Source organism: Pseudomonas putida, from assembly GCF_050989985.1.
GTDB lineage: Bacteria > Pseudomonadota > Gammaproteobacteria > Pseudomonadales > Pseudomonadaceae > Aquipseudomonas > Aquipseudomonas putida_AI.
On sequence record NZ_CP158815.1, the window covers coordinates 3,306,679 to 3,329,745 of the forward strand.

Genomic DNA, 23,067 nt, shown 5'->3' on the forward strand with positions numbered 1-23,067 from the left:
ATGAAGTCATTTGACGACGCCAAGGCAAGCCTGGCGAATTTCGATCCACGTTCCGGTTCAGTGGTTGAACGCACGCTGTTCAACCATCGCCTGTGGGTATTGCTGGTCTGCGTGGTGACCACCCTGGTGCTGGGTTATCAAGCGACGCGTATCGAGTTGAACGCCAGTTTCGAGAAGATGATCCCGACCCAGCAGCCCTACATTGCCAATTACCTTGAGCACCAGAAGCAGCTCACCGGCTTGGGTAATGCCTTGCGCATTGTGGTGGCTAACCGGCACGGCGATATCTACGACGCTGAGTATCTGAAAACCCTTCAAGCACTGAGCGACAAGCTTTACCTGCTGCCAGGTGTCGATCGCGCGTACATGAAGTCGTTATGGACGCCAGCCACCCGCTGGGTGGCCGTGACCGAAGACGGCCTGGACGGCGGTCCGGTAATTCCCGATGACTACAGCGGCACCCAAGCCAACCTCGAGGCATTGCGGCGCAATGTGCAACGCTCCAATGAGCTCGGTCAGTTGGTCGCTTTGGACCAGACATCCAGCATCATCTACGTGCCGTTGCTGGCCAACACGTCCGATGGCCAGCCACTCAATTACTCGACACTGTCTGATCAGCTGGAATCGTTGCGCAGCACCTATCAAAGCGAAAAAGTCGAGATCCACATCACCGGATTTGCAAAGAAAGTGGGTGACTTGATTGCTGGCTTGCGACAGATTTTGCTGTTCTTCGCCGTCGCGATTCTGATCACTACGGCCGTGCTTTTCTGGTACACCCGCTGCCTGCGCAGCACATTGCTGGTGGTGTTTTGCTCGCTGGTTGCAGTGGTCTGGCAGCTTGGTTTGCTGCCACTGCTCAACTATCAACTGGACCCGTACTCAGTGCTGGTGCCGTTCCTGGTGTTTGCCATCGGCATGAGCCACGGTGCGCAGAAAATGAACGGCATCATGCAGGACATCGGCCGTGGCATGCACCGTGTGGTCGCTGCGCGCTTCACCTTCCGGCGCCTGTTCCTGGCCGGGCTGACGGCGTTGCTCTGTGATGCCGTGGGTTTTGCGGTGCTGATGCTGATCAAGATTCAAGTCATTCAGGACCTCGCCGTAATCGCCAGTATCGGCGTGGCGGTGCTGATCTTCACCAACCTGATCCTGCTTCCCGTGCTGCTCTCCTATGTCGGCGTCACGCCGCGTGCGGCACAACTGAGCCTCAAAAGCGAACAGTCCGAGCAGGCGGGTCAGCAGCGCCATGCTTTCTGGCGCTTTCTGGATCTGTTCACCCGGCGCCGTTGGGCCAGCCTGTGTATCGCGATCAGCCTCGCCCTGGCGGCAGTCGGTTTCCTGGTCAGTCTGCAATTGAAAATCGGCGACCTCGACGCCGGTGCCCCAGAGCTGCGGGCGGACTCGCGCTACAACCAGGACGATGCGTTTCTCACCCGTCATTACGGTGCCAGCAGCGACTTGTTCGCGGTGATGGTGAAAACCCCGGCCAGCAGCTGTGCGCGCTACGACATCCTGGCCAAAGTCGACGCCCTGGATTGGCAACTGCGTTCCTTACCGGGCGTGGATTCAACCAACTCCCTGGCACTGCTCAACCGTCGCATGTTGGTCGGCCTCAGCGAAGGCAATCCGAAGTGGTACGAACTGCAGAACAACCAGGCGATGCTCAACATGATCACCGCCAGCGCGCCACGCGGGTTGTACAACGAAGACTGCAGCCTGCTGACGCTGTACGCCTATCTCACCGATCACAAGGCCGAGACGCTGACGCGTCTGGTTGAGCACGTGGAGAAGTTTGCCGCGGCCAATAACACCGAGGAGGTCCAGTTCCTGCTGGCGGCGGGTAATGCCGGCATCGAAGCCGCCACCAATATTGTGGTCAAGCAGGCCAACCGCGAAATGCTGTTTTGGGTGTATGGCGCGGTGATAGTCCTGTGCCTGATCACCTTCCGTTCCTGGCGTGCGACGGTTTGTGCGGTGATTCCGTTGATGGTCACCTCGATTCTCTGTGAAGCGCTGATGGTCTGGCTGAACATCGGGGTGAAAGTCGCCACGCTGCCGGTCATCGCCCTGGGCGTGGGCATCGGTGTCGACTACGCGCTGTACGTGATGAGCATTCTGCTCGGCCATCTTCGCCAGGGCGCGAGCCTGTCCGAAGCCTATTACCGTGCCCTGGTTTCCACCGGCAAGGTGGTGATGCTGACCGGCATTACCCTGGCCATTGGTGTGGCTACCTGGATCTTTTCACCGATCAAGTTCCAGGCGGACATGGGTGTGCTGCTGGCCTTCATGTTCGTCTGGAACATGGTCGGCGCCCTGGTGTTGCTGCCAGCGCTGGCGTGCTTCCTGCTACCTCTGCGCTGCAAGGCGGCCGGCGCGGTTGAACCGGTCAATGTGATCAACCTGACAGCGCCTGTCATCCCTGTTGGGGGTGACGTCCATCATCTGCGCACCAAGGAAAGTTGCCATGGACTCTGAATCCATTGTTGTAAACGCTGGCCGACAAGCCGGGACGGCGCAATCGCTGTTACTTCTTCTGGGGAGCTGCTTGCCGGTATTGGGCGCGGTGTTGCTGGCCCCGGTGTTGCCGCGCATGCAGGCGCACTTTACCGACGTGGCTGGCAGCGCCGTGCTGGTGCCCATCGTACTGACCCTGCCGGCATTGATGATTGCTCTGCTGGCACCCTTTGCCGGGCTGATCGCTGACCGCCTCGGGCGCAAGCCACTACTACTGGCGAGCATGGGTTTGTATGCGCTTTGCGGCGTCCTGCCGCTGTGGCTCGACTCGTTGCAGGCCATCGTACTCAGTCGCGCCGGTATCGGCCTGGCCGAGGCAGGCATCATGACCTGCTGTACCACGCTGATGGGTGACTACTACAGCGGCGCCAAACGTGAACGGTTGTTTGCTTTGCAGATGGTTGCCACATCGCTTTCCGCGGCGGTGTTTATCGCTGTGGGTGGTTTTCTGGGGCAGAACGATTGGCGAATGCCGTTTGCGTTGTATGCGGTGGGTTTGATCTTCCTGCCGCTGATGGCTTGGAAGCTTTGGGAGCCCCAGGCACGGCCCCAGGTTGAGCCCGCAACGCCGGCTGCTCCCCAAGGCCGTTTTCCCTGGCGCGTGCTGGCGCCCATGTATGTTCTGGCAGTGCTGGCGGGCTTGAGCCTGTTCATTGTGCCGGTACAGGCAGGTTACCTGCTCAATCTGTTGCAGGTGGATGCTCCGCAACAGATAGGCATGACCATGGGTGCCAATCAACTGGGGGTGCTCGTGGGGGCACTGAGTTTTCGTTTGTTCAGCGGGATGCGCGAGCAGCACATGTTGTTGATCGCTTACGTGCTGGCGGGCGTCGGTGGGTTGTTGATGTCAGACGCCACCAGCCATGTGCAGGTCGTGGTCGCTGTGACGATCAATGGCCTGGGCATCGGCTTGATGCTGCCAACGCTGATCACCTGGATCATGGCGCAAGTCAACTTTCATCAACGCGGGCGGGCGGCGGGTGGTTTTACCGCGGCTATCTTCGCCGGCGAATTCATCAGCCCCCTGGTGGTGGTAGGCGTGACCGGTGGCGTCGTCACCGCGCTACCCCATGCGTTGGCCATTGTCGGTTGGCTGCAGTTGTTGGTGGCGGTTTTTTGTCTGGCCGTGCCCCGACTCTCGGGTCTGCTGGTCAATACCGAAGGCGTGGCCCAACCCCGTTTTAAAGGTGGTCAATCATGAGTGCGCTGTTTTCCCTCGCCGGTAAGGTGGCACTGATCACGGGTGCAACTCGCGGCATTGGCTTGGCCATTGCCCGTGAGTATGGCCAGGCCGGCGCGCGCCTGGCGATCAGCAGTGAGTGTGCCAACGACTGCAAACGCGTTGCAGCCGAGCTGCACGAAGAGGGCATAGATGCCTGCCCGCTACCGGCGGACCTGAATTTGCAACACGAAGTCGAGAATTTGGCCCTTCAGGTGCTCAAGCGTTTTGGCCGCCTCGATGCGCTGGTGTGCAACGCCGGTGTCGCCCCCCACATGGGACCGTTGGCCAGTGCCAGCGAACAGCAGTGGGAATTGACCATGACGGTCAACCTGCGCAGCGCCATTTGGCTGACCAGCTCGCTGCTGCCCGGTATGGCGGCGAATGGCGGCGGCAGTGTGGTGTTGATGGCAAGCATTGCCGGCGTGCGCGGCAACAAAAGCCTGGGTTTGTATGGCCTGTCGAAGGCTGCCCTGGCGCAGTTGGCGCGCAACCTGGCGGTGGAGTGGGGCCCGACGAATGTGCGGGTTAATGCCATCAGCCCAGGCGTGATCGAAACCGACTTCGCCCGACCGCTCACCACCCAGCCGGCGGTGATCGAAAAACGCTTGGCGTTGACTCCGTTACGCCGTGTTGGCACCGCCGCTGAAGTGGCGGCCCTGGCCTTGTTGCTGGCGGCCCCCGGAGGCGCCTTTATTACCGGACAAAATCTGCTGGTCGACGGTGGTACCACCATCGGCGATGGCAACTGAACGAGGACCATCCATGCAAGCGCTTCCTGAATTCAAAAGAGTGGTCACCGGCCACAACGCGCAAGGCCAGGCGATAGTGGCCAGTAGTGGGCCGACGCCGAATGTATTTCCGCTATTGGCGGTGCCCGGCACAGTGTTTCATGAGCTGTGGAACAGCAGCACCAGCCCGGCACCCCTCGATAACGCCGGCGACCCAAGCAGCCAACCGCTGCAACTGAGTCCCAGGCCACAGGGCAGTGTGATTCGTGTAGTGGACATTCCACCGGACAGCGTTCAGAACCAGGTCAGCGATGAAAGCGCCGCCGCGGTGTTCGCCGAAATCGGTGAGTCCCATGCCGCTACTGGGCAGGCCAACGCTCGACACAAGCTGATGCACCGAACCGAAACCCTCGACTACGGAATCGTCACCGAAGGCGAGGTGTGGCTGGTGCTGGATGAGGACGAAGTACACCTCAAACGCGGCGACGTAGTGGTGCAACGCGGCACCAATCACGCCTGGAGCAACCGCACGGAGGCCATGGCACGCATGGTTTTCATTCTTCTCGATGGACGCTTTGCTGCTGAGTTGAGCAACAGCAAGGGAGCATCGGTATGAAACTCGCGACTCTGAAAAACGGCAGCCGCGACGGCCAACTGGTGGTGGTTGCGCGGGATCTGTCCCGGGCGCTGGACGCCAGCTCCATTGCACAGACCTTGCAACAGGCAATCGAAAACTGGGAGAGCGTCGAGCCGCGCCTGAAGGCGTTGGCCAACCAGTTGAATGCGGGCCAGGCGAGCGATGCCTTTGCCTTCGATCCCGCCCAGGCCATGGCGCCTTTGCCGCGTGCTTACCAATGGTGTGACGGCTCGGCGTTCCTAAGCCATGGTGCCTTGATGCAGAAGGCATTCAATCTGGAACCGATCGATGGCGTCGAACATACGCCGCTGATGTATCAGGGCGCCGGTGACGATTTCCTTGGCTCGCGCGACGACATTGTGCTGCCCAGCGAGCAGCAGGGCATCGACTTCGAAGGTGAGTTCGTGGTGTTGGTGGACGACGTGCCGATGGGCTGTGCGGCCGAGCAGGCGATGCAGCATATCAAGCTGATTCTGCAGATCAACGATGTTAGTTTGCGGGCGTTGGCCCCACGGGAAATGCGCACCGGTTTCGGCTTTTTGCAGGCCAAGCCTTCATCAAGCTTCGCCCCGTTGGCCATCACCCCGGATGAGCTGGGCGATGCCTGGCGCGACGGGCGCGTGCATTTGCCGTTGCAGGTCCATTGGAACGATCAGTGGTTCGGTCATCCACACGGTGGGCAGATGAATTTCAGCTTCGGCCAGTTGGTCGCCCATGCCGCCCTGACTCGCAGGCTGGGGGCGGGCACGTTGATCGGCTCCGGCACTGTATCGAATACCGACCGCAGCGCTGGCTCGGCGTGCATTGCCGAGCGCCGTGCCATCGAGATGATCGAACAGGGTGCCGCGCAAACCGGTTTCATGCGCTTTGGTGATCGCGTGCAGATGGATGTCTTGGGCAGCGATGGCCAGTCGTTATTCGGCGCGATCGACCAACGTGTGGTTCAGGCTCAAGGCTGAGGGGCGGCATATGCGTGTGTTGATTACCGGTGCCAATGGTTTTGTCGGTCGTGAATTGGTGCGTTGTTTGCTGGCGCGGGGCAGTTTGCGTGGGCAAGTCATTGGCTCGTTGTTGGTGTTGGACACCGATCTGAACAGCTTGCCGGCCGACCCGCGCTTGCGCCGTCACTACGGCAGCGTGACCGATGCAGCCTTGATGCGACGTGTCCTGGCCGATGGCATCGACGTGGTCTTCCACCTGGTGAGTATTCCGGGCGGCGCAGCGGAGGAACAGTACGAGCTGGGTTATCAGGTCAACCTGCTGGCCAGTCTGGAACTGCTCAATCAACTGCGTCATGCAACGCGGCCGCCGGTGCTGGTCTACGCCAGTAGCGTCGCGGTGTATGGGGGGGATTTGCCGGCGCGAATGAATGAGCAGGCCGAGCTCCGCCCGGAGCTGTCTTACGGCGCTCATAAGGCCATGGTGGAAAGCGCCGTTAGCGACCTTGCCCGACGCGCCGAAGTAGACGGCCGAGTATTGCGACTGCCGGGCATCGTCGCTCGCCCGCGTGAGCCCAATGGCTTGCGCTCGGCTTTCATGAGTGACTTGCTGCGCGCGTTTGCCGAAGGCGAATCCTATGTCTGCCCTGTTTCTCCAGAGGCTACGGCCTGGTGGATGTCAGCCCGCTGCTGCGTGAACAACCTGATCCACGCCGCAGAAATTGACTGCTCCTCGCCTAGAACGCAACGGGTTTGGCAATTGCCGGTACTGCATCTGTCCATTGCCCAGGTTGTCGACGCATTGGCAGCGAGCTACGGGCAAGAGCGCCGCAGCCTCATCACCTATGCCGCCGATATCCAGCTCGAATCCTTGTTCGGGCGAATGCCGCCTCTGAAAACGCCGCAGGCGCGTGCAGCGGGTTTCAGCCATGACGGCAATGCAGCCGCGCTGGTCCGCAACTCCCTGAACCCTGCCACACCCCGGCACTTGCCGCTCACCGGAGACACAGCTCATGTCACAGCCAACCAAGCCTAAGCGGCGTCTGGTAGACCTTTCGGTCACCCTGGAAAACAACCCGTACACCGATCCGCCGCCGTTGTTGCCGAAGATCGACTACATGGACCATCAACAAGGCTGGCCTGAGATGGCTGCGATGTTCCCGGGTCTGCAACTCGAGCAAATGCCAGGCAACGAGTCGTGGGCAGCCGAACGACTGCAAATCACCACCCACAGCGGAACGCATATGGATGCGCCCTGGCATTACGCGTCGACCACCGACGGCGGACAGCCGGCATTCGGCATCGACGAGCTGCCGCTGGATTGGTGCCTGCAACCGGGCGTGAAACTGGATTTCCGGCATATGGCCGATGGTCATGTGGTCACGGCCGCCGAAATCGAAGCCGAGTTGGCGCGCATTGAACATGTATTGCAGCCCCTGGACATCGTGCTGATCAACACCCGAGCCGGTGCGTTGTTCGGCCAACCGGGCTACCTCGATGCCGGTGTCGGCATCGGCCGTGAAGCCACCTTGTATCTGCTGGAGCGCGGAGTGCGGGTCGTGGGCACAGATGCCTGGAGCTGGGACGCGCCCTTCAAATACACCCGAGAGCGTTTTGCCGCTGATGGCGACGCCTCGATCATTTGGGAAGGGCACAAGGCCGGGCGTGATATCGGTTACGGACAAATCGAAAAACTGGCCAACCTTGAAGCCCTGCCGGCCAACGGTTTCGTAGTCTCCTGCTTCCCGTACAAGATCAAACATGCGTCGGCGGGATTTGTGCGGGCAGTGGCGATATTCGAAGAGTGATCAACATACCGCGCCAATACCAAAAACAATGGTCTTTGATTACACACAATAAGAGAGAAAACATGCCTCTTTTGCGGATGCCGCTGGCGCTGGCTTTTGGCGCTCTGACTCTGGGTAGCAGTCTGGCCATGGCGGCCAGTGCTGATGCCAAACAACCAAACATCCTGCTGATTCTGGCCGACGACCTGGGTTATTCCGACCTGGGCAGTTACGGCGGCGAAATCAGTACGCCTACGTTGGATCAACTCGCCCGTCAGGGCCTGCAACTGACCAGCATGTACGCCGCGCCAACCTGCTCCATCACGCGCTCCATGCTGGTGTCCGGCACCGACAATCACCTCGCCGGGCTTGGCACCATGGCCGAGGCATTGCAGCCGTTTCAACGAGGAAAACCGGGTTATGAGGGATACCTAAATCAGCGTTCTTACTCGATCGCCGAGTTGCTGAAAGCAGGAGGGTACAACACCCTCATGGTCGGCAAATGGCACCTGGGTCTGGAGGCGGATCAGGGGCCGGATCAACGGGGTTTCGAGCAGTCCTTCACACTGCTGGAGGGCGGTGCTGCACACTTCAAACCGTCCAGTGTCGACCCGACAAAAATCGAGCAGGTGCACTACCGTGAAAACGGAAAAACGGTGGAATTGCCAGAAAACTTCTATTCCTCGGATTTCTACACCGACAAGCTGATCAGCTATCTGCAAAACAACCAGAAGACTAACAAGCCGTTTTTTGCCTATGCCGCCTACACCGCACCGCACTGGCCCTTGCAAGCGCCCAAGGAATACCTGGACAAGTACCGTGGACGTTTTGATCAGGGGTATGACAGCGTGCGCCTGGCTCGGATTGACCGGATGAAAAATCTCGGTTTGATCGCGCAAGACGCCCGGCCCGCGACCCCGCTTGCGGTCAATCCAACGTTGCCGGGTTGGCAGCAGCTGAGCCCCGAACAGCAGCGCATTGAGGCGCGGAAGATGGAGATCTACGCGGCGATGGTCGATAACCTCGACCACAACATTGGTCGCGTGCTCGATTACCTGCGTAAAAGCGGACAGTACGACAACACGTTGATCGTATTCATGTCGGACAACGGCGCGGCAGGGGAGAACCACGCCCAGTTCTATCCCCCGGGCCCACGCACCGATAACAGCTACGCCAACCTCGGCCAGCCTGGTTCGCAGATCGACTATGGCCTGCGCTGGGCCGAAGTCAGCGCTGCACCCTTCCATTTGTTCAAGGGAAGCACTGCTGAGGGTGGAATCAGTGTTCCAGCGATTTTGCACCTGCCTGAGGGGCGATCTCGCCAAGGGATTGAGCGCGGCGTAGCCCGTGTAGATGACCTCGCTCCAACCTTTCTCGAGCTCGCGGGAATTCCAACGCCTGACGAGCCGGGAAAAAATCCGATTACCGGACAATCCCTACTCCCAATGCTTGCCGGAAAAACCAGCCCTCACGCTGATTCATCTCTCGCCGGTGAGCTGTTTGGTAATGCTTATTACCGAGAGGGAAGCCTCAAGCTGCTCGGGCTTCGTCCGCAGGTTGGTTTTAATGTTCCGCCCGAGCCGTTGAAATGGCAGTTGTTTGATATCGCAAGTGATCGAGGTGAAACCCACGATATCGCCTCTGAAAAACCTGAAACCGTACAACGATTGAAAGAGGCCTGGCAGAACTATTCAAAGCGAGTAGGCGTGGTCTTTCCGTCAATGGACCAGGGTTCGAAATGAGTGACGGGTAGTCGGTATATCGAGTGCTTTTCCCACAGTGGTGGTTACGACTATCGCTGGTGAAACCCTGTGACAGATAAGGTCGAAGATAGAATGAAAACACAGATTGCGATAATCGGTGGCGGGCCATCGGGTCTCCTGCTCGGACAGTTACTTCAAAAAGCCGGTATCGAAAACATAATCATTGAGCGTCAATCTCAAGAGTATGTATTAAGCAGAATTCGGGCCGGGGTGCTTGAGCAGGGCATGGTCGATCTTCTTCGTGAAGCCGGCGTTGGTGAACGTATGGATCGAGAAGGTCTGGTTCATGATGGATTTGAATTGGTCTTCGACGGTCGGCGCGAACGTATTGATCTCAAGGAGATGACTGGCGGTAAATCAGTGATGATTTACGGTCAAACAGAGGTCACTCGCGATCTCATGGCTGCACGTGCGGCCAGTGGTGCAACCACTTTCTATGAAGTGCCGGATGTTGAGTTGCATGATCTCAAAGGTGCTCACCCGTACGTCACCTTCACTCACAATGGTGAGCCGTTCAGACTTGATTGTGACCATATCGCCGGGTGCGATGGCTACCATGGTATTTCTCGCAAGTCGATTCCACAGGGCATGCTGACTGAGTACGAGCGGGTTTATCCGTTCGGATGGTTGGGAGTTCTCGCCGATACTCCTCCCGTCAACGAAGAGTTGATGTACGCGAACCACGAACGGGGTTTCGCCTTGTGCAGCATGCGCTCACACACCCGTACCCGGTATTACGTGCAAGTAGGGGCTGACGAGAAGGTAGGAGATTGGTCCGATCAGCGTTTCTGGGATGAACTGAAATCTCGCCTTCCTGAAGAAACGGCTACGCGACTGATAACTGGCCCATCGATCGAAAAAAGCATAGCGCCGCTGCGAAGCTTCGTTGTTGAACCCATGCAATATGGGCATCTGTATCTCGTAGGTGACGCCGCTCATATCGTTCCTCCAACGGGTGCCAAGGGATTGAACCTGGCGGCCAGTGACGTCAGTACCCTCTACCAGATTCTTCTCAAGGTGTACCGGGAGGATCGAGGAGACTTACTTGAGCGCTACTCTCAGGTCTGCCTTAAGCGTGTATGGAAAGCCGAGCGATTTTCCTGGTGGATGACCTCAATGTTGCACAAATTCCCTGGAACGGACGCTTTCAGTCAGCGTATGCAGCAGACCGAACTCGAATACTTCGTCGGCTCCGAAGCCGGCCGTAAAACCATTGCGGAAAACTATGTTGGTCTCCCTTACGAACCGATTGAATAGTGATCCCAACTCCCTTGGCGATTCTGCCAAAGGAGTTTTTTACAGCAGGCAGAAGCTATGCGTTCCACGGCGTTATTGGCTCTGCCTAATCGAGAAGCTTTATCCAAGCTTCTTGCTGTCGGCGCGTTCTCCACGAGAGGGCCGTTGTCATTCTCTGTGCATGTCTGAAGGTCGTTGCTATCCGCTGCGTTCTAAATGACCCCGAGCATGCACTTTGCAAGCTCGGGAAGCTGCCATCGTTTGGCCGATTACTTCCTCTTGCGACAGGCAGCACAACCCAAAGCGGCCATACACGAAGGCTCAGCTACCAAACGCGTAAATGCGGTTTAGTGGATGAGATTCAGTGCGTTTTTGGCCCGCTCACCACAGCAATGCCTCAACTTCATCATATTTCTCAGCCACCTTAAGGAAGGGTTCCGCCCAACCACTGCTCAGGCTGACTTCTTGCAATGGACCGGTTGGAGCAAACAGAACAGCAAATTTTATCCTTTCGGGTAACACGCCAGATTTCAGCGTTCTGACCAAACCTAGCAATTCTCTCTTTGCCTGTTCTTCGTCCTCCCAACTCGACCAGCAGAAGTCATTGTCAGGAAGAGAAATCAGCTCAATGGCTGCTTCAAGAACATGGATGAGACTTTCAATAGGGAAGTCATGATTTAACTATCCATGAATCAGCTGCTTTGTACGATCCAAATTCATAGGGTGACTGACTCTTCCTGTTCGTGGCGGTTAAAACGCCATTGAGGCTAGCGCGTACAGGGATGGAGAAACAAGGGAAAAGACCCTATTTCCGAACGTCTGCTTTTGGTTGTGGATAGCTGTCTCTCGCTCACACACCGGCGGAGGATACCGAATCAATTCATCTGCCGAGAGTGGAGCGAGTATCCAATGAGTGATTCTGTGCGGACGACTGTGAAATGTCAGGACCCAGGCGATGGCAGCGGGGATGTAATCATCGATCTCCCTCAGGACGTCCTTGCAGCAATGAACGTAGGCCTCGGTGATTTGTTGACCATCGAGTTGGTTGAAGGATCGATAGTGCTAAAGCCAATCCGCGACGCTGGCACGGAATCTTGAGGCTGATATCGGCCAATGGCTGTCACCCACGCTTTGACTATTCGAGCGTATTGCCTGGTGGAAAGATGGCCTGAAGCGTGCAATCGAGTTGGAAACAAGAAGTCCTCGCTGCGGAGGTGTGCCTGATGCATCCACGCCTCCAAAACCGTTCGAGTTTGCTCAGTGATTTCGAATTGTACTGGGTGCTGAGTTTTCTGCTGCATCACGATGGCCCGTGACGAAACATGCTCCCCATGGGCTATGTCTCGAACTCGCAGCTGGGTTAAGTCACAAGCACGCAGCTTGCTGTCTATGGCCAAGTTGAAGAGCGCCAAATCACGTGTCTTCTCCGCGAGCTGGAGTCTGACCCGAATGGTCCAGATATCTCTGACTCGGAGCGAGGCTTTCTGCCCGACAAGCTTTCCCTTGTTCCAAGGCTGATGGCTGTGTCTAGCATTAGTGTTCATGGCTCGTCCTCCACGTTGAGGGAGGACAAGGGTGAATCAGTCAGAAAGAGTGGTGGTCGCTACTCGACCCATTACTGCCAGTCATTTGCGTCTACAAAATCAGGGGCGATTCAGCGCCACCAGAGATCAATTACTCCCTGCCATAGCAGACGCTTTTGATAAAATCACCGTTAAACAGACTCTTTCAGAAACTCGAAAGTCTTCAGCACAATTTTCTGGAATCTAAACGCAACCTGCTGATCCATCTACTACGCTCATAAAATTCTGAAGTGGTGATCTATGACGGCGATCGAGGATCTCATCGATTGGAATGGACGCTGGCGTATAACTAACGGTGTCGTATCTTGTCGTACCTGCCAGGCACAGCAGCGTGAGTTTGATCGTGGTGCAGACTTTGCACATTCCCCTGGCTGTGGTTACGCAGGACAACGGCGACACCCTTGGGATGACTTGGACTCTATCCGTAAGAGGTTCAGTGAGAGCACCTAGGCTTACACCAGCAATCAAGCTGACTGACTTTACAGTAACCGGTTGAATCCACAGTCGACTGCAGCCAATGATGCCAGGCCGAAGTCGCTGAATTGCTGCTGTGCGCTTTGGGTAGGAATATTGGTCGTGTTGACTGGATGCCATACAGATAAAAGAGGATAGTTAGCTTGTTTCAACTGATTTTAGAAAACCCTTGTCTACGTCTTTTATGTAGGGGCTCCAGATTGGCAAGCGTCAATAACTTTAACTGGGACTTTGGGGTTTTAGTTTCTCAGTAAGTCGTCTAGCTCTGTATTGGTTATTGAGATCGTCCCGCTTGTAGTGTTTGCCTTTCCGGCAACCAGTCAGCTTTCGAAGCGATAAAGGGCGTGCCAAGCCGATGCCTTTGGCCAATATAAATGACCTCGTTGATGCCTTCGTCTTTTGAGAATAAAAAATTATTTTTGATCCTCTTGAATCGTTTTTCTCACATCGCTATATATTTTTGTACGCGATGCCGAAACCGGGTCGCGCCATAAATCACTTGGAGAAAACTCAGGAGATTTAGCTATGGCTACTACCGTTTCGTTAGCCCCACTGTTCCGTCAGTCGGTAGGCTTTGATCGTTTCAACGACCTTTTTGAATCCGCGCTACGCAGCGAGGCGGCCTCGACTACCTACCCACCTCATAACGTCGAGAAGCACGGTGACGATCATTATCGAATCGTCATAGCGGCGGCAGGTCTGAGTGAGGAGGATTTGGACATTCAAGTCGAGAAGGAGGTTTTGACCATCGCCGGTGGCAAGCGAGAAAGCGATAAGGAGGCGATTTACCTTCATCAGGGAATCGCTCAACGTGCATTTCGACTGTCTTTCCGTTTAGCGGACCATATTGAGGTTCAAAATGCATCGTTGTCCAATGGGCTGTTGAGCATTGATCTGCTGCGAGTTGTACCAGAGGAAGCCAAGCCTCGGCGCATCAGCATTGATGGCTCGGGGAAGTCTGATCTGAAACAAATCAACTGATAGCAGCAAACGAGGCGCTCTTCGGAGCGCCTTTCTTAACTGCAGAATCGGCCAATAGAAGACATTCTCTGGCTTCTCAAAAGATATCCCACGAATATCTCCTAATTGAACGATTCCACGAGCATAGTCTAGCTTTACGAACCACCAGATTGGAGTCGATGGCCTGGCAGATCAGGATGAATCGGTCCCGATATCGTAGATCCCATATGAGAGGCAGCTTTTGGCCGATTGTTGCCTGTCTCGAAGGGCAGTAGTCAGCTATTACCGGGCAGATGCTTGCCGTTAACGGGGGTGACTCGAACGAAGCCCTCCATTACGACTAAGACGAACATCGTCGTTGCAGTCATCATTGCTTATGATTCTTCGATCAATGCGCAAAACCTTCTGCGACTTGTATTAGCAACTCTTCGACTTGGCGAGCACCGGGCGTAGTTGTGAGCATAGTGATTGGATCTTTTCCTGAAAAACGATTCTTGGGTTTCGAAAGCCACGAGCGTGCTTTCTCTTGATTCCCAAACACCACTTCCGCCATAGCCAAGATATAGGCATTTCTAAATAGGCGGTCACTCTCATCTATCGTGAGTTTTTTACCCCCATATCAACCTGGAACTGAGTGTCTTGTGAGGGATGATCTGGTCACGTTGTTGCGGGGGGGACTTTGCCTAGCTCGCAAAAAATATTGATCCGGTCGGCTGAGAAGCCTGCGTTGATCATCTCGTGGATGTCCGAGTCTGAAGCATCAATGGGGACATTAAGAAATTCTGACAACCGGCTACGGAAGGCACGATGAAAATCATCGTTCAGTATTTCGGCGAGCATGACGCACCTCAATGGTTCGAGCTTTGCCGTTTAGTATCAGGCACATCCGTATCGCATGAAAGCGCGCAGATTTTTACGGCTGGTTCCGCATGGATCATTTCGAACTGGAGAGGCTGGGAGTAGCCCAGTCACTAGAAACGTTCGGTCGGCAACAAAAACCGATAGAGATAGCTAGCTCGTGCTTGTTGGCTCAGTCGCTTGCAGCCAGATCAGAAGCCAATTCGTGGAGAGACAGCGCTTCAGGCAAGAGGAATTGAGGCTCACACTCCAATACGGTGGCTATGCGATATAGTTTTTCCACGGTGATGTTGACTTCACCGCGCTCAATACGCCCCATATAGCTACGATCAACACTGCAGGAATGCGCCAAGGCATCTTGGGAAAATCCTTTGGCCTTCCTTTGTGTCCGTATTCTTTCGCCCAATGCCTTTGCAAGCTGATGCATAACCGCCTCGGTTCCCACTGAGGCGGCACTATCGTGCGTTTGAGGATCAATCAACCACGGATTATAATCCGCATTTTGGCTGTTCCGCGAATTTCCCTTCCAGGTGCCTGCATGAAACCCGATTCATTCATCCTCGACAGGCGGCTCTACGACCTGTTTCAGCAGGGGCATCTACGCCAGTTTACGACCCAGGACCTACGTGACGCATACGCTGCTCACCTAAAGTGTATGACCTTCGACAGCAGCGACTTGCGTCGATATGTCTACGAGCAGATCCGACGCATGCTGCGTACCGGATGGGTCATTCAGGATGAAAAGCGACAAAAGCGGGGTCAGATCTATCACTGGCAGAGTATTCCGGCGAACTTGCAGGTCGAACTCATCGACAATGGGTACGAAAGCAATGCGAAGCCGTTGAGCAAACCGTCTCACCAGCCCTTGCAAAGTATCGACCCAGAGCAGCCTAGCCCAGATGTGATCGAACATCTGGAGTCCATACTCAAAGAGATTCGGCTCGATTTCCTTTCTTCGATGGGAGAGGCAGAGCGGTATAAGCAGTTGCTTGACGAAATGCCGCATCTGAAAGACCAAGTCGAAGGCGAGTACCTGGAAGCTCGAGACCGAAGCTCTCGTCTTTTAGGACATCTCCGAGCGGTCGAAAAGACGCTCAAGACAGTCACGTCCGCACGATGAAAGCATCGCCGAGAAAATGGCAGAGCCAATGCATTGAGTTTGCGCTGGAACACTACACCTCGACGCCGCACATCTTCTGTCAAGCCACTCCAGGGGCGGGGAAGACTAGGATGGCCGCGGAGCTTGCTCGACGTTTGTTAGAGCAGGGTAAGATCGATCTCGTGCTGTGTTTTGCCCCATCGTGCCAAGTCGTCGACGGTTTTCGAACTACGTTCTCTACTGTATTGGGAAGGCGTTTGGATGGGCTTATCGGTGCCATTGGAACCGCAAGTACCTACCAAGCTATGGAGCATCAGGATGACGCCTTCTGGAGGCTTTTCGATGACTATCGCGTGTTTGCAGTATTCGACGAGATCCATCACTGCTCAGGAAACGATCCGCTTCTGAGCAATGCTTGGGGGCAACAAATTCTTGTGAAGATGCAGCACCGAGCTGCCTTTACCTTGGCTCTATCGGGTACGCCCTGGCGCTCAGATGACAGAGGCATAGCATTGGCTCGGTACTCCAATCCGGAAGGCCGATTGATTTGCGACTATCGATACGGCCTCAAAGAAGCAATTGCAGACGGAGTTTGTCGGTCACCTCGCATTGTATTGCTAGATAACCAGATGCTGAGGCTTCAAGAGGATTTCGCGAACGACAGTTCCGTCAAGCTTTTTCCCAGCATCGCTAAGCTACTGCGGGAGTCCCCGGTCTCATACGAAGACTTGATTTGTCATGAGGAAGCGCTCAGCCAGTTGCTCGATCTAGGGAGCAAGAAACTCGATGACGTGCGAATGCTTAAGCCGAATGCTGCGGGCTTGGTGGTTGCCACGAATATCGAGCATGCCCACCAAGTCGCTATGGCGTTGAAGGAAAAGGGCGAAAGCTTCCAAGTCGTGACCACCAGAACACCGGATGCGCAACAGGTAATCAACGGGTTCAAAAATAGCGACTGCCGTTGGATTGTTGCAGTGGGAATGATCAGCGAGGGGACTGATATTCCTCGGCTGCAAGTTTGCTGCTACCTCAGTCGAATTCGTACTGAACTGCATTACCGTCAGGTCCTGGGAAGAATCCTTCGACGTATGGGCGAGATTGACGACCAAGCCTGGTTGTTCGTTTTAGCAGAGCCGACACTGAAGCGATTCTCTCAGCGTATTGCCGATGACTTGCCAGAAGATTTGAGTGTTGTTTGCTCTTTAGGTGCGCCCGTACCTTATGCTTGCCTAATCGAAGGTGAATTGGATTGTTCCGTGAACACCCATCTTGGGGATCCAGGAAGCTCAACGCCAACCGCTACAGCGCAGAAATTTTTATCGCAGGTCGATATGCCCCCTCCATCGACTTATCAAATAAGCTTTTCGAAGAATTATCGCCAGCAACTGCTGGCCGTTTTCTGATGTGCATTTTGTCCATTACACGGCCATATAAGTGCTGGTTCAGCGGGGCCAAAGCAACGTTTGTCTTGGAACCCTGTGATCCATCTCTTCACTGAGCTGAGCCAGATGCCACCCTTCTTTTGCACTGATTGTGGAGGGAGCTATTTGTGATCGGTGCGACAGCAAATTATTTTGCTCATCAAGAGCGTGGGGCGATAATGAAAGGTAAGCGCAAAGCGAAAACATCGAAATGGGCCATGAAGTTTCAATTTGAAACGGAGGCTCAGCGGTCAATGTCCGCTAGGTCCGAAAAAGCGTCAAATCGTTTTCTTGATGCCGCGTTGCATTTGGGTTCAACGCATGAGCCGCTAGGCAAGCTCGCTGGGGTACCAGCCAACCCCCACTCAAAAAGTCCAGACCTGCCAGCGCTGCTTTCCTCCGTAATCAACATCGTATGCAAAGCGGGCCAACTTCTCGTAATAGAATGGCAACGATCAGACGGGCCAAGGGGGCAGGGGGACAAGGCAGTAGTCGATGTAGAAATTGAACAGCTTCTACATCAGCAGTTGCTTGACCTGTTTTCCTGCGACTTTTGGGGGGAGGAGACTGGCCATACTCTGACAGGAGACTCATGGTGCTGGGTAGTTGACCCCAACGATGGCACAAACGATTTTCTAAGAGGGCTGAAAGGTTCAGCTATATCAGTCGGACTCCTACACAAGCACACTCCAGTGTTAGGTGTGGTCTATGCCCCCGTAACGATAGAAGGGGTTCCAGATTGGATCGCTTGGGCTGAGGGACTATCTAATTTGCTACGCAATGGGAAATCCGTAGTTTCCAAGCTTACGGACATAATTTGGTCCCGTGATAGCCGCGTGATGCTCAGTTCAGCTGCCGTAAATAAGGCAGAAATAAATAATGAACTCTGCGCTCCAAGCAGTTTTGTCGCCATGCCCTCGATTGCCTACAGGCTTGCGAAAGTAGCCGCTGGTGATGGCGTGTGCGGTATATCTGTCTGCCCTGTGTCTGCACATGATGTCGTTGCGGGTCATGCGTTGCTAAGGGGGGCGGGCGGAGTTTTGCTCAATGAAATTGGCGATTCAATGCAGTACGTAACGCAGGACAACATGCAAGTGGTATCACGACGCTGCTTTGGTGGATTGGAAGCTGTGTGTAGGACATTGGCTGCTCGAGATTGGGACCGCATTTTCAACGCTGATTAATTTTTTCCTGGAGAATTAGTCTGTCGCGTGCTGAGTTAATCGTTTCGCGCATTCAGGAGGTGACCGGCATTTTATAAATCCTCCAGCGAGAGTGAGGCTAGTCGCCGCTTGTGTTGACCTGGTCAAACAAGTCCACATTGCGACGTTCCGGGACGGATAGCTATCGGGCATGGCATCAAGCCCATGTGAACTATCCATGAGTAATGCCTGACACCTCATCCGTTGCTGCGAGCAGTAGCTTGCCGGCATCGAATAAAAGAACGTCCTGCGGTCGACGTCCGCCAATGTATACATTGCTAGAGGCGAACCAAAATGCGATTCCCCATCCATTTTTTTTCGTTCTCAGTACATCGAGTATCACCTTCAGGTCTGGTACCAGCCCGGGCTCAATGCCGTCCTGGAAGGCATACATTGGAAACAATGAGTAGCCTGCGTGCTCAACTGAAAAAATATGTCCTCCGGCTTCCCACTCAATTAGAGCCGCTGTAAGTGCCATAAGGGATAGGCCGAATCGCTCAGCAATTTGGTCCTGAGGGAGAAAGTCACCGCTGTCGAGGATGGATTTCTTCGCCTGTTCGAGCATTTGCTGCTCACGTAATGAGGTATCCCTATGCGATGCCATAGCTGGATCCTTTGAGCAAAAAAATACGATCCGCCATTTGCCGTAGTCGGTCAATACCAGCTCCAGGCTCACACTGATTTTGTGCACTGACAGGAGAGCCTAATCCGCATTTTGCACGCCCCAAAAGAGGCTAATAGGCCCAAGATTTCTGTCGGTGCAGGGAGGGATCTGCAGACGCTGCAGCGCAAAGCAGAGCGTGATCGAGTTGCGCAGAAAAGTTTCGTCCGCAATGCGGAAAATCGCGTACAGGAGGAGGGTAAAGCAGTGTCAGTCCTGCCGCAAACTCTCGATGAAATCGTCGCGAGCTTTCCCTCAAGAATGTTCATCTTCAGGACACCGCACAGATTGGTCCGCACATACGTCAAGGTTTCAGAGCGCAAATAGTAACTCAACTAAATAGATGTTTAGTTGAGTTGGCTAATGTTCTTTAGATAGTAGTTGTAAGGTACCTCCGGTAGTAGGTGACCCATAGCCAAACTTCAAAAACAAAAATCATTTGTCATGCATGACGTTATTAGTGTCGTCAACTTTATTTAGTCGAGTGCAAAAAATTTAGAAACCTGCTGAAATTTGCACGTTTGAGCTCGTCGCTTCATTAGTAGATAAAGAGGGGCCAACACCTTGCAGAGCGCTTCAGATTTCGCGCAGCGACGTGCTTTCGGTTGGACCTGCTGCGTAAGTAATGCCTTAAACGTACGAACCGGTCCCAAAAACACTCCTTTAATTAAACGACCAGGTGAGTCTGCTTACGGTGCGCGATCACGCTCATCAAGGGCGACATTTCCGGATCGCCGCTTATGTAAAAGTACGCACGATGACCGTCAAAAAGGCCGCGTGAGAGCCTGGAGCGGACAGAGGCCGCACCAACGTCGTGATCAGTCGGCGACTGAGGGGATAATGAAAGTTTTAGCAAGAAATTATCGGCTCGATCAGGCAATCTCATACATTCACGCGTTTGCATCTGAAGGCTGGCGGGCAGGAATTCATGGCATGACTGTCAATCCGCCTGCTACTGATAAAAGGTCCAGGTGATGATGAGCGATATCATATGCCCAATATGCAAAGGACTAGGGGTGTATTTCGACGCTCCATGCGGCGAATGCGAAGGCACTGGCCAGCTTCACGACATTGAAGCACCCTCAGGCTGCTGTGAAATCTGCTTAGGCGCAGGAGTCGTTGCTGTCGAAGAATGCGACCTGTGTTTTGGTTCAGGATTGATCGACCAAGAGCTTGCTATCGAGTTACTTTCTTAATCTCCATCGCCGCGCATAACCTCATGCAAGGGCACATAAAGTTGGCAAGACATGCAAAGCTTCATTCATGAAAGCTCTATAACGCATTGGTTTCTCTAGGCTGACATTTTTAAGTGCCGATTGCCATTTTTAAGGAAGCCGCACAGCAACCGGGCTGATATTGATACACGATGTTACGTGTAATGTATATTATGTTAAATTGTGTGTCTGAGCGGACCTTCCAAATATCCAACTGCAACGCTGTGGCTATTCCAGGCAAACCAGTGATTGGTATCCCTATCGCAATGCTCCATTCGTTCTTCACCCATACCGTGCCCGCTTGATCGACGCCCTTCAACTTTCGCCAACTTGGCAAGACGCGTCGGCTGGTTGCCCGGCAACATCTCAAACCCCGACTTACGCTTGCTGCCCTGAACGCCGATTGTTGTTCACAGACCAGTACTTGAAGCGTAGTTTCGTGATCCATCCATTGAGCTCACTTTTTATCGTGACGCCGCTTTTTGCCATGTATCTACGCATTTTCCACCTGATCGGCGCTGACAGCTGACGTCGAGCAGAGACAGGTTTACGGCGCAATACAGCAGGCAGAACAAGTATGTCGAGTGCTACTCCATCTGAAATCTCGTCAGTTCCAGGCTCCTCCCTGCCCTCAATACGGAAAGAAATACCGCAGAGTTGGATCCGAAATTAGACGAAACGCATAGCAAGCGCCTCAAGTTGGTCTACACATAACTGCAGACATATCCCGAGTTGTCTCATGTTTTACCTGTGTGCGGGCGGGTCCCGCACGGTGTCCTGGGGGAGACGGACACTCTTGAAGGAAAACTCGAAGAGGGATTCATCGAGGGTTTGTAGAGGGAGTTGGCCGCCATGACTCAACAACGGGATCCGTTTGATTCGCTCCACAGATTCACGTCAGATTCAGCTCAATTGACACATGGCAACTGTGTCATCAAGGCACCGCTGGCATGGTGCGCGGAGGCTGGAACTCCTGTCGATGCGCATTTACGGCTGCAGTTCGCGGTCGCGGTCGCGCTATTTGGCGCGATCGCATCGCCGGCCTGGTCCGTCGATTGTCCTTTGCCAGCCCCCGTCAACAACACGAGCTGTACCGTGCCAACCGGTACCACCGTAACCGTCACCACAACAGGTGCTACGGGCCTGAATGACACTGGTACGTTGGGCCAAATCATTGGCGATGGCATTACCGTCAATCTGGGGGCTGCCACCACAACGGGGGCCATGGCATTGCAAGGTGCGGCAATCACCTTCAATGGCAGCACGGTCAGCACCACTTCCATCGGCGCCGCAGCAACCGGCCAGGTCGGATTGCGGGCCTCGGGTGCCGGCAGCAATATCGTCGCAACGGGTGCCACGCTCGACCTGACACCGGCGTCCGGCACTTCCCTGAACATGCGCGGTGCGGCGGCTGACAACGGCGGCGTGCTGACGCTCAACGGCACTACGGTGCTGGTCACCGGTGGTGCCAATGGCTCGGGTAACTACGGTCTGGCGGCGACCGGAGCGGGAAGCAGGATCAACTTCTCCGGTGGTTCGGTCAGTACCAGTTCCCGGGGTGCCTTCGGCGTATTGGCCGAAAGCGGCGGGACGGTCAATCTGTCAAACGGTGCCCAGATCACCAGCGCCGGGGTGCAGAACGCAACCACGCTGGCGGGCAGTCATGCGCTCTACTCCACCGGTGCCGGCAGCCAGATTAGCGCCACAGGCACCGCGGCCAGTACTTCAGGCACCAACGCATCCGCCGCGCTGGCCGATGCCGGCGGCAGCCTCATTCTGACCAGCAGTTCGTTCACCAACTCGGGCGCCAGTAACCTGGACAGCACCCCGAATGCCGGCGTGCGAGCGATCACCGGTGGCAAGATTGTCATGAGCGGCAGCGGCAGCACGATCACTACGACCGGACTGCGTGGCTTCGGTCTCTCGGTCGAGGGCCCCGGGTCGCAAGCCCAGGTGGCGGATACTGCGATCCAGACCAGCGGATCCCGTGCATTCGGTGTTTCCATCAAGGCTGGCGGTTCGGCACAGATCAACAACAGCAGCGTTCTGCTCAACGGCACCACCGGGCCTTTTACACCTGCCGTGCAAGTCGAAGGCGTTGGGTCATCACTCACGCTGACTAACAGCACCGTCACCACCACGACACCCACGGTTGCCGTGGGCGTGGCGGCCCGGGACGGCGCGAACGTCCTTGTCAGTGATACCCGGATCACGACCACAGGTCCGAACTCCGCGGCGCTGACCGCGTTCAGTGCGGTGGCGACACCCGCCTCGGTGACCGCGAACAACATGACCCTCATCACCAGCGGCGACGACAACGCCATGGGCGCGATTGCCGACCTCAATGGCAGCATCACGCTCAACGGCGGCACCATTACCACCAGTGGCAATCAGGTCAGGCAGTCGTCCTTCGCCCATGCCCTTGGGGCGCGCAACCCCGGCGGCACACTGGTTGCCAACGGTACCGTGGTCAATACATCTGGGCTCTCCGCGATGGGCGCCTGGTCGGACGATGGCGGCAACACGACCCTCAACGACGTCCGGATCACCACTTCCGGTGTGCTGGGTGTGGGGCTGTACGCGGTGGCCGAACAGGTCGGAACACAGTTCAACGCCAATACCACGGCCAACCGCAATACGGTTCAAACCACTGGTCTCAATGCCTTTGGTGTCGAGGCCCAATCACGCAACGACCAGCCGGTCGGCGTGGCCACGGTTACCGTGAACGATACGGCGGTCACTACCCAACCGACGCAACGGTGACTGCCAG

At 55.4% G+C, this 23,067-nt stretch carries 17 protein-coding genes and 2 pseudogenes; 15 read left to right on the forward strand and 4 right to left on the reverse strand.

What is annotated here, in order from left to right; translation table 11 throughout:
* From ABTV29_RS15385 to ABTV29_RS15430, 10 genes are all read left to right on the forward strand, one after another.
* Complete coding sequence (locus ABTV29_RS15385) at positions 1-2,475, forward strand: efflux RND transporter permease subunit (RefSeq protein ID WP_433771603.1); 2,475 nt, start codon at positions 1-3, stop codon at positions 2,473-2,475.
* Positions 2,465-3,715 carry an MFS transporter gene (locus ABTV29_RS15390; protein WP_433771605.1) on the forward strand — a complete coding sequence of 417 codons (1,251 nt, stop codon included), beginning with the start codon at positions 2,465-2,467 and terminating at the stop codon, positions 3,713-3,715. Before ABTV29_RS15385 ends, ABTV29_RS15390 begins: the two co-directional genes overlap by 11 nt.
* Entirely contained in the window at positions 3,712-4,485 is a 774-nt protein-coding gene (locus ABTV29_RS15395; RefSeq protein ID WP_433771607.1) for an SDR family NAD(P)-dependent oxidoreductase, read from the forward strand. Before ABTV29_RS15390 ends, ABTV29_RS15395 begins: the two co-directional genes overlap by 4 nt.
* Before the next feature lie 13 nt (positions 4,486-4,498).
* Positions 4,499-5,080 (forward strand): cupin domain-containing protein, encoded by a 582-nt coding sequence (locus ABTV29_RS15400; RefSeq protein WP_433771609.1) that lies wholly within the window; start codon positions 4,499-4,501, stop codon positions 5,078-5,080.
* Complete coding sequence (locus ABTV29_RS15405; protein ID WP_433771610.1) at positions 5,077-6,060, forward strand: fumarylacetoacetate hydrolase family protein; 984 nt, start codon at positions 5,077-5,079, stop codon at positions 6,058-6,060. The genes ABTV29_RS15400 and ABTV29_RS15405 overlap by 4 nt, the downstream gene beginning before the upstream one ends.
* A gap of 10 nt (positions 6,061-6,070) precedes the next feature.
* On the forward strand, positions 6,071-7,075 hold the full coding sequence (locus ABTV29_RS15410; protein WP_433771612.1) for an NAD-dependent epimerase/dehydratase family protein: 1,005 nt from the start codon (positions 6,071-6,073) through the stop codon (positions 7,073-7,075).
* Entirely contained in the window at positions 7,053-7,847 is a 795-nt protein-coding gene (locus ABTV29_RS15415) for a cyclase family protein (protein ID WP_433771614.1), read from the forward strand. The genes ABTV29_RS15410 and ABTV29_RS15415 overlap by 23 nt, the downstream gene beginning before the upstream one ends.
* A gap of 62 nt (positions 7,848-7,909) precedes the next feature.
* Entirely contained in the window at positions 7,910-9,568 is a 1,659-nt protein-coding gene (locus ABTV29_RS15420) for an arylsulfatase (protein WP_433771616.1), read from the forward strand.
* 93 nt (positions 9,569-9,661) lie between these two features.
* Positions 9,662-10,846 (forward strand): 4-hydroxybenzoate 3-monooxygenase, encoded by a 1,185-nt coding sequence (pobA, locus tag ABTV29_RS15425; protein ID WP_433771618.1) that lies wholly within the window; start codon positions 9,662-9,664, stop codon positions 10,844-10,846.
* 888 nt (positions 10,847-11,734) lie between these two features.
* Positions 11,735-11,923 (forward strand): AbrB/MazE/SpoVT family DNA-binding domain-containing protein, encoded by a 189-nt coding sequence (locus ABTV29_RS15430; RefSeq protein WP_433771620.1) that lies wholly within the window; start codon positions 11,735-11,737, stop codon positions 11,921-11,923.
* Positions 11,924-11,934: 11 nt separating this feature from the next.
* Here the strand turns inward: ABTV29_RS15430 and ABTV29_RS15435 are convergent.
* Positions 11,935-12,369, reverse strand: a pseudogene (locus ABTV29_RS15435) (tyrosine-type recombinase/integrase); the annotation flags it as partial.
* 1,038 nt (positions 12,370-13,407) lie between these two features.
* Here ABTV29_RS15435 and ABTV29_RS15440 point away from each other — a divergent pair.
* Positions 13,408-13,863 (forward strand): Hsp20 family protein, encoded by a 456-nt coding sequence (locus ABTV29_RS15440; protein WP_433771622.1) that lies wholly within the window; start codon positions 13,408-13,410, stop codon positions 13,861-13,863.
* A 367-nt stretch (positions 13,864-14,230) separates the two neighbouring features.
* Here ABTV29_RS15440 and ABTV29_RS15445 read toward each other — a convergent pair.
* A pseudogene (locus ABTV29_RS15445) lies at positions 14,231-14,682 on the reverse strand (antitoxin Xre/MbcA/ParS toxin-binding domain-containing protein).
* A 190-nt stretch (positions 14,683-14,872) separates the two neighbouring features.
* Positions 14,873-15,127 carry a helix-turn-helix domain-containing protein gene (locus ABTV29_RS15450; protein ID WP_433771624.1) on the reverse strand — a complete coding sequence of 85 codons (255 nt, stop codon included), beginning with the start codon at positions 15,125-15,127 and terminating at the stop codon, positions 14,873-14,875.
* Between the two features lie 111 nt (positions 15,128-15,238).
* On the opposite strand from ABTV29_RS15450, the gene ABTV29_RS15455 reads away from it, so the two are divergent.
* The 3 genes from ABTV29_RS15455 to ABTV29_RS15465 all read left to right on the forward strand — a co-directional run bounded on the left by ABTV29_RS15455 (position 15,239) and on the right by ABTV29_RS15465 (position 18,404).
* On the forward strand, positions 15,239-15,820 hold the full coding sequence (locus ABTV29_RS15455) for a hypothetical protein (RefSeq protein ID WP_433771626.1): 582 nt from the start codon (positions 15,239-15,241) through the stop codon (positions 15,818-15,820).
* On the forward strand, positions 15,817-17,202 hold the full coding sequence (locus ABTV29_RS15460; RefSeq protein ID WP_433771628.1) for a DEAD/DEAH box helicase: 1,386 nt from the start codon (positions 15,817-15,819) through the stop codon (positions 17,200-17,202). The genes ABTV29_RS15455 and ABTV29_RS15460 overlap by 4 nt, the downstream gene beginning before the upstream one ends.
* 197 nt (positions 17,203-17,399) lie before the next feature.
* Positions 17,400-18,404 (forward strand): inositol monophosphatase family protein, encoded by a 1,005-nt coding sequence (locus ABTV29_RS15465; protein ID WP_433771899.1) that lies wholly within the window; start codon positions 17,400-17,402, stop codon positions 18,402-18,404.
* Positions 18,405-18,594: 190 nt separating this feature from the next.
* On the opposite strand, the gene ABTV29_RS15470 is transcribed toward ABTV29_RS15465, so the two are convergent.
* Entirely contained in the window at positions 18,595-19,080 is a 486-nt protein-coding gene (locus ABTV29_RS15470) for a hypothetical protein (protein WP_433771630.1), read from the reverse strand.
* Between the two features lie 2,312 nt (positions 19,081-21,392).
* Between ABTV29_RS15470 and ABTV29_RS15475 the strand changes: the two genes are divergently transcribed.
* Positions 21,393-23,060, forward strand: a complete 1,668-nt coding sequence (locus ABTV29_RS15475) for a beta strand repeat-containing protein (protein WP_433771632.1) — start codon at positions 21,393-21,395, stop codon at positions 23,058-23,060.
* Positions 23,061-23,067: the final 7 nt, after the last annotated feature.

Coding starts and splice junctions, on each gene's coding strand:
- ABTV29_RS15390 (WP_433771605.1), top strand. CDS start 2,465: ATGGACTCTGAATCCATTGTTGTAAACGCTGGCCGACAAGCCGGGACG.
- ABTV29_RS15400 (WP_433771609.1), top strand. CDS start 4,499: ATGCAAGCGCTTCCTGAATTCAAAAGAGTGGTCACCGGCCACAACGCG.
- ABTV29_RS15420 (WP_433771616.1), top strand. CDS start 7,910: ATGCCTCTTTTGCGGATGCCGCTGGCGCTGGCTTTTGGCGCTCTGACT.
- ABTV29_RS15450 (WP_433771624.1), bottom strand. CDS start 15,127: ATGCATCAGCTTGCAAAGGCATTGGGCGAAAGAATACGGACACAAAGG.
- ABTV29_RS15405 (WP_433771610.1), top strand. CDS start 5,077: ATGAAACTCGCGACTCTGAAAAACGGCAGCCGCGACGGCCAACTGGTG.
- ABTV29_RS15455 (WP_433771626.1), top strand. CDS start 15,239: ATGAAACCCGATTCATTCATCCTCGACAGGCGGCTCTACGACCTGTTT.
- ABTV29_RS15410 (WP_433771612.1), top strand. CDS start 6,071: ATGCGTGTGTTGATTACCGGTGCCAATGGTTTTGTCGGTCGTGAATTG.
- ABTV29_RS15395 (WP_433771607.1), top strand. CDS start 3,712: ATGAGTGCGCTGTTTTCCCTCGCCGGTAAGGTGGCACTGATCACGGGT.
- ABTV29_RS15430 (WP_433771620.1), top strand. CDS start 11,735: ATGAGTGATTCTGTGCGGACGACTGTGAAATGTCAGGACCCAGGCGAT.
- ABTV29_RS15460 (WP_433771628.1), top strand. CDS start 15,817: ATGAAAGCATCGCCGAGAAAATGGCAGAGCCAATGCATTGAGTTTGCG.
- ABTV29_RS15465 (WP_433771899.1), top strand. CDS start 17,400: ATGAAAGGTAAGCGCAAAGCGAAAACATCGAAATGGGCCATGAAGTTT.
- ABTV29_RS15440 (WP_433771622.1), top strand. CDS start 13,408: ATGGCTACTACCGTTTCGTTAGCCCCACTGTTCCGTCAGTCGGTAGGC.
- ABTV29_RS15415 (WP_433771614.1), top strand. CDS start 7,053: ATGTCACAGCCAACCAAGCCTAAGCGGCGTCTGGTAGACCTTTCGGTC.
- ABTV29_RS15385 (WP_433771603.1), top strand. CDS start 1: ATGAAGTCATTTGACGACGCCAAGGCAAGCCTGGCGAATTTCGATCCA.
- pobA (WP_433771618.1), top strand. CDS start 9,662: ATGAAAACACAGATTGCGATAATCGGTGGCGGGCCATCGGGTCTCCTG.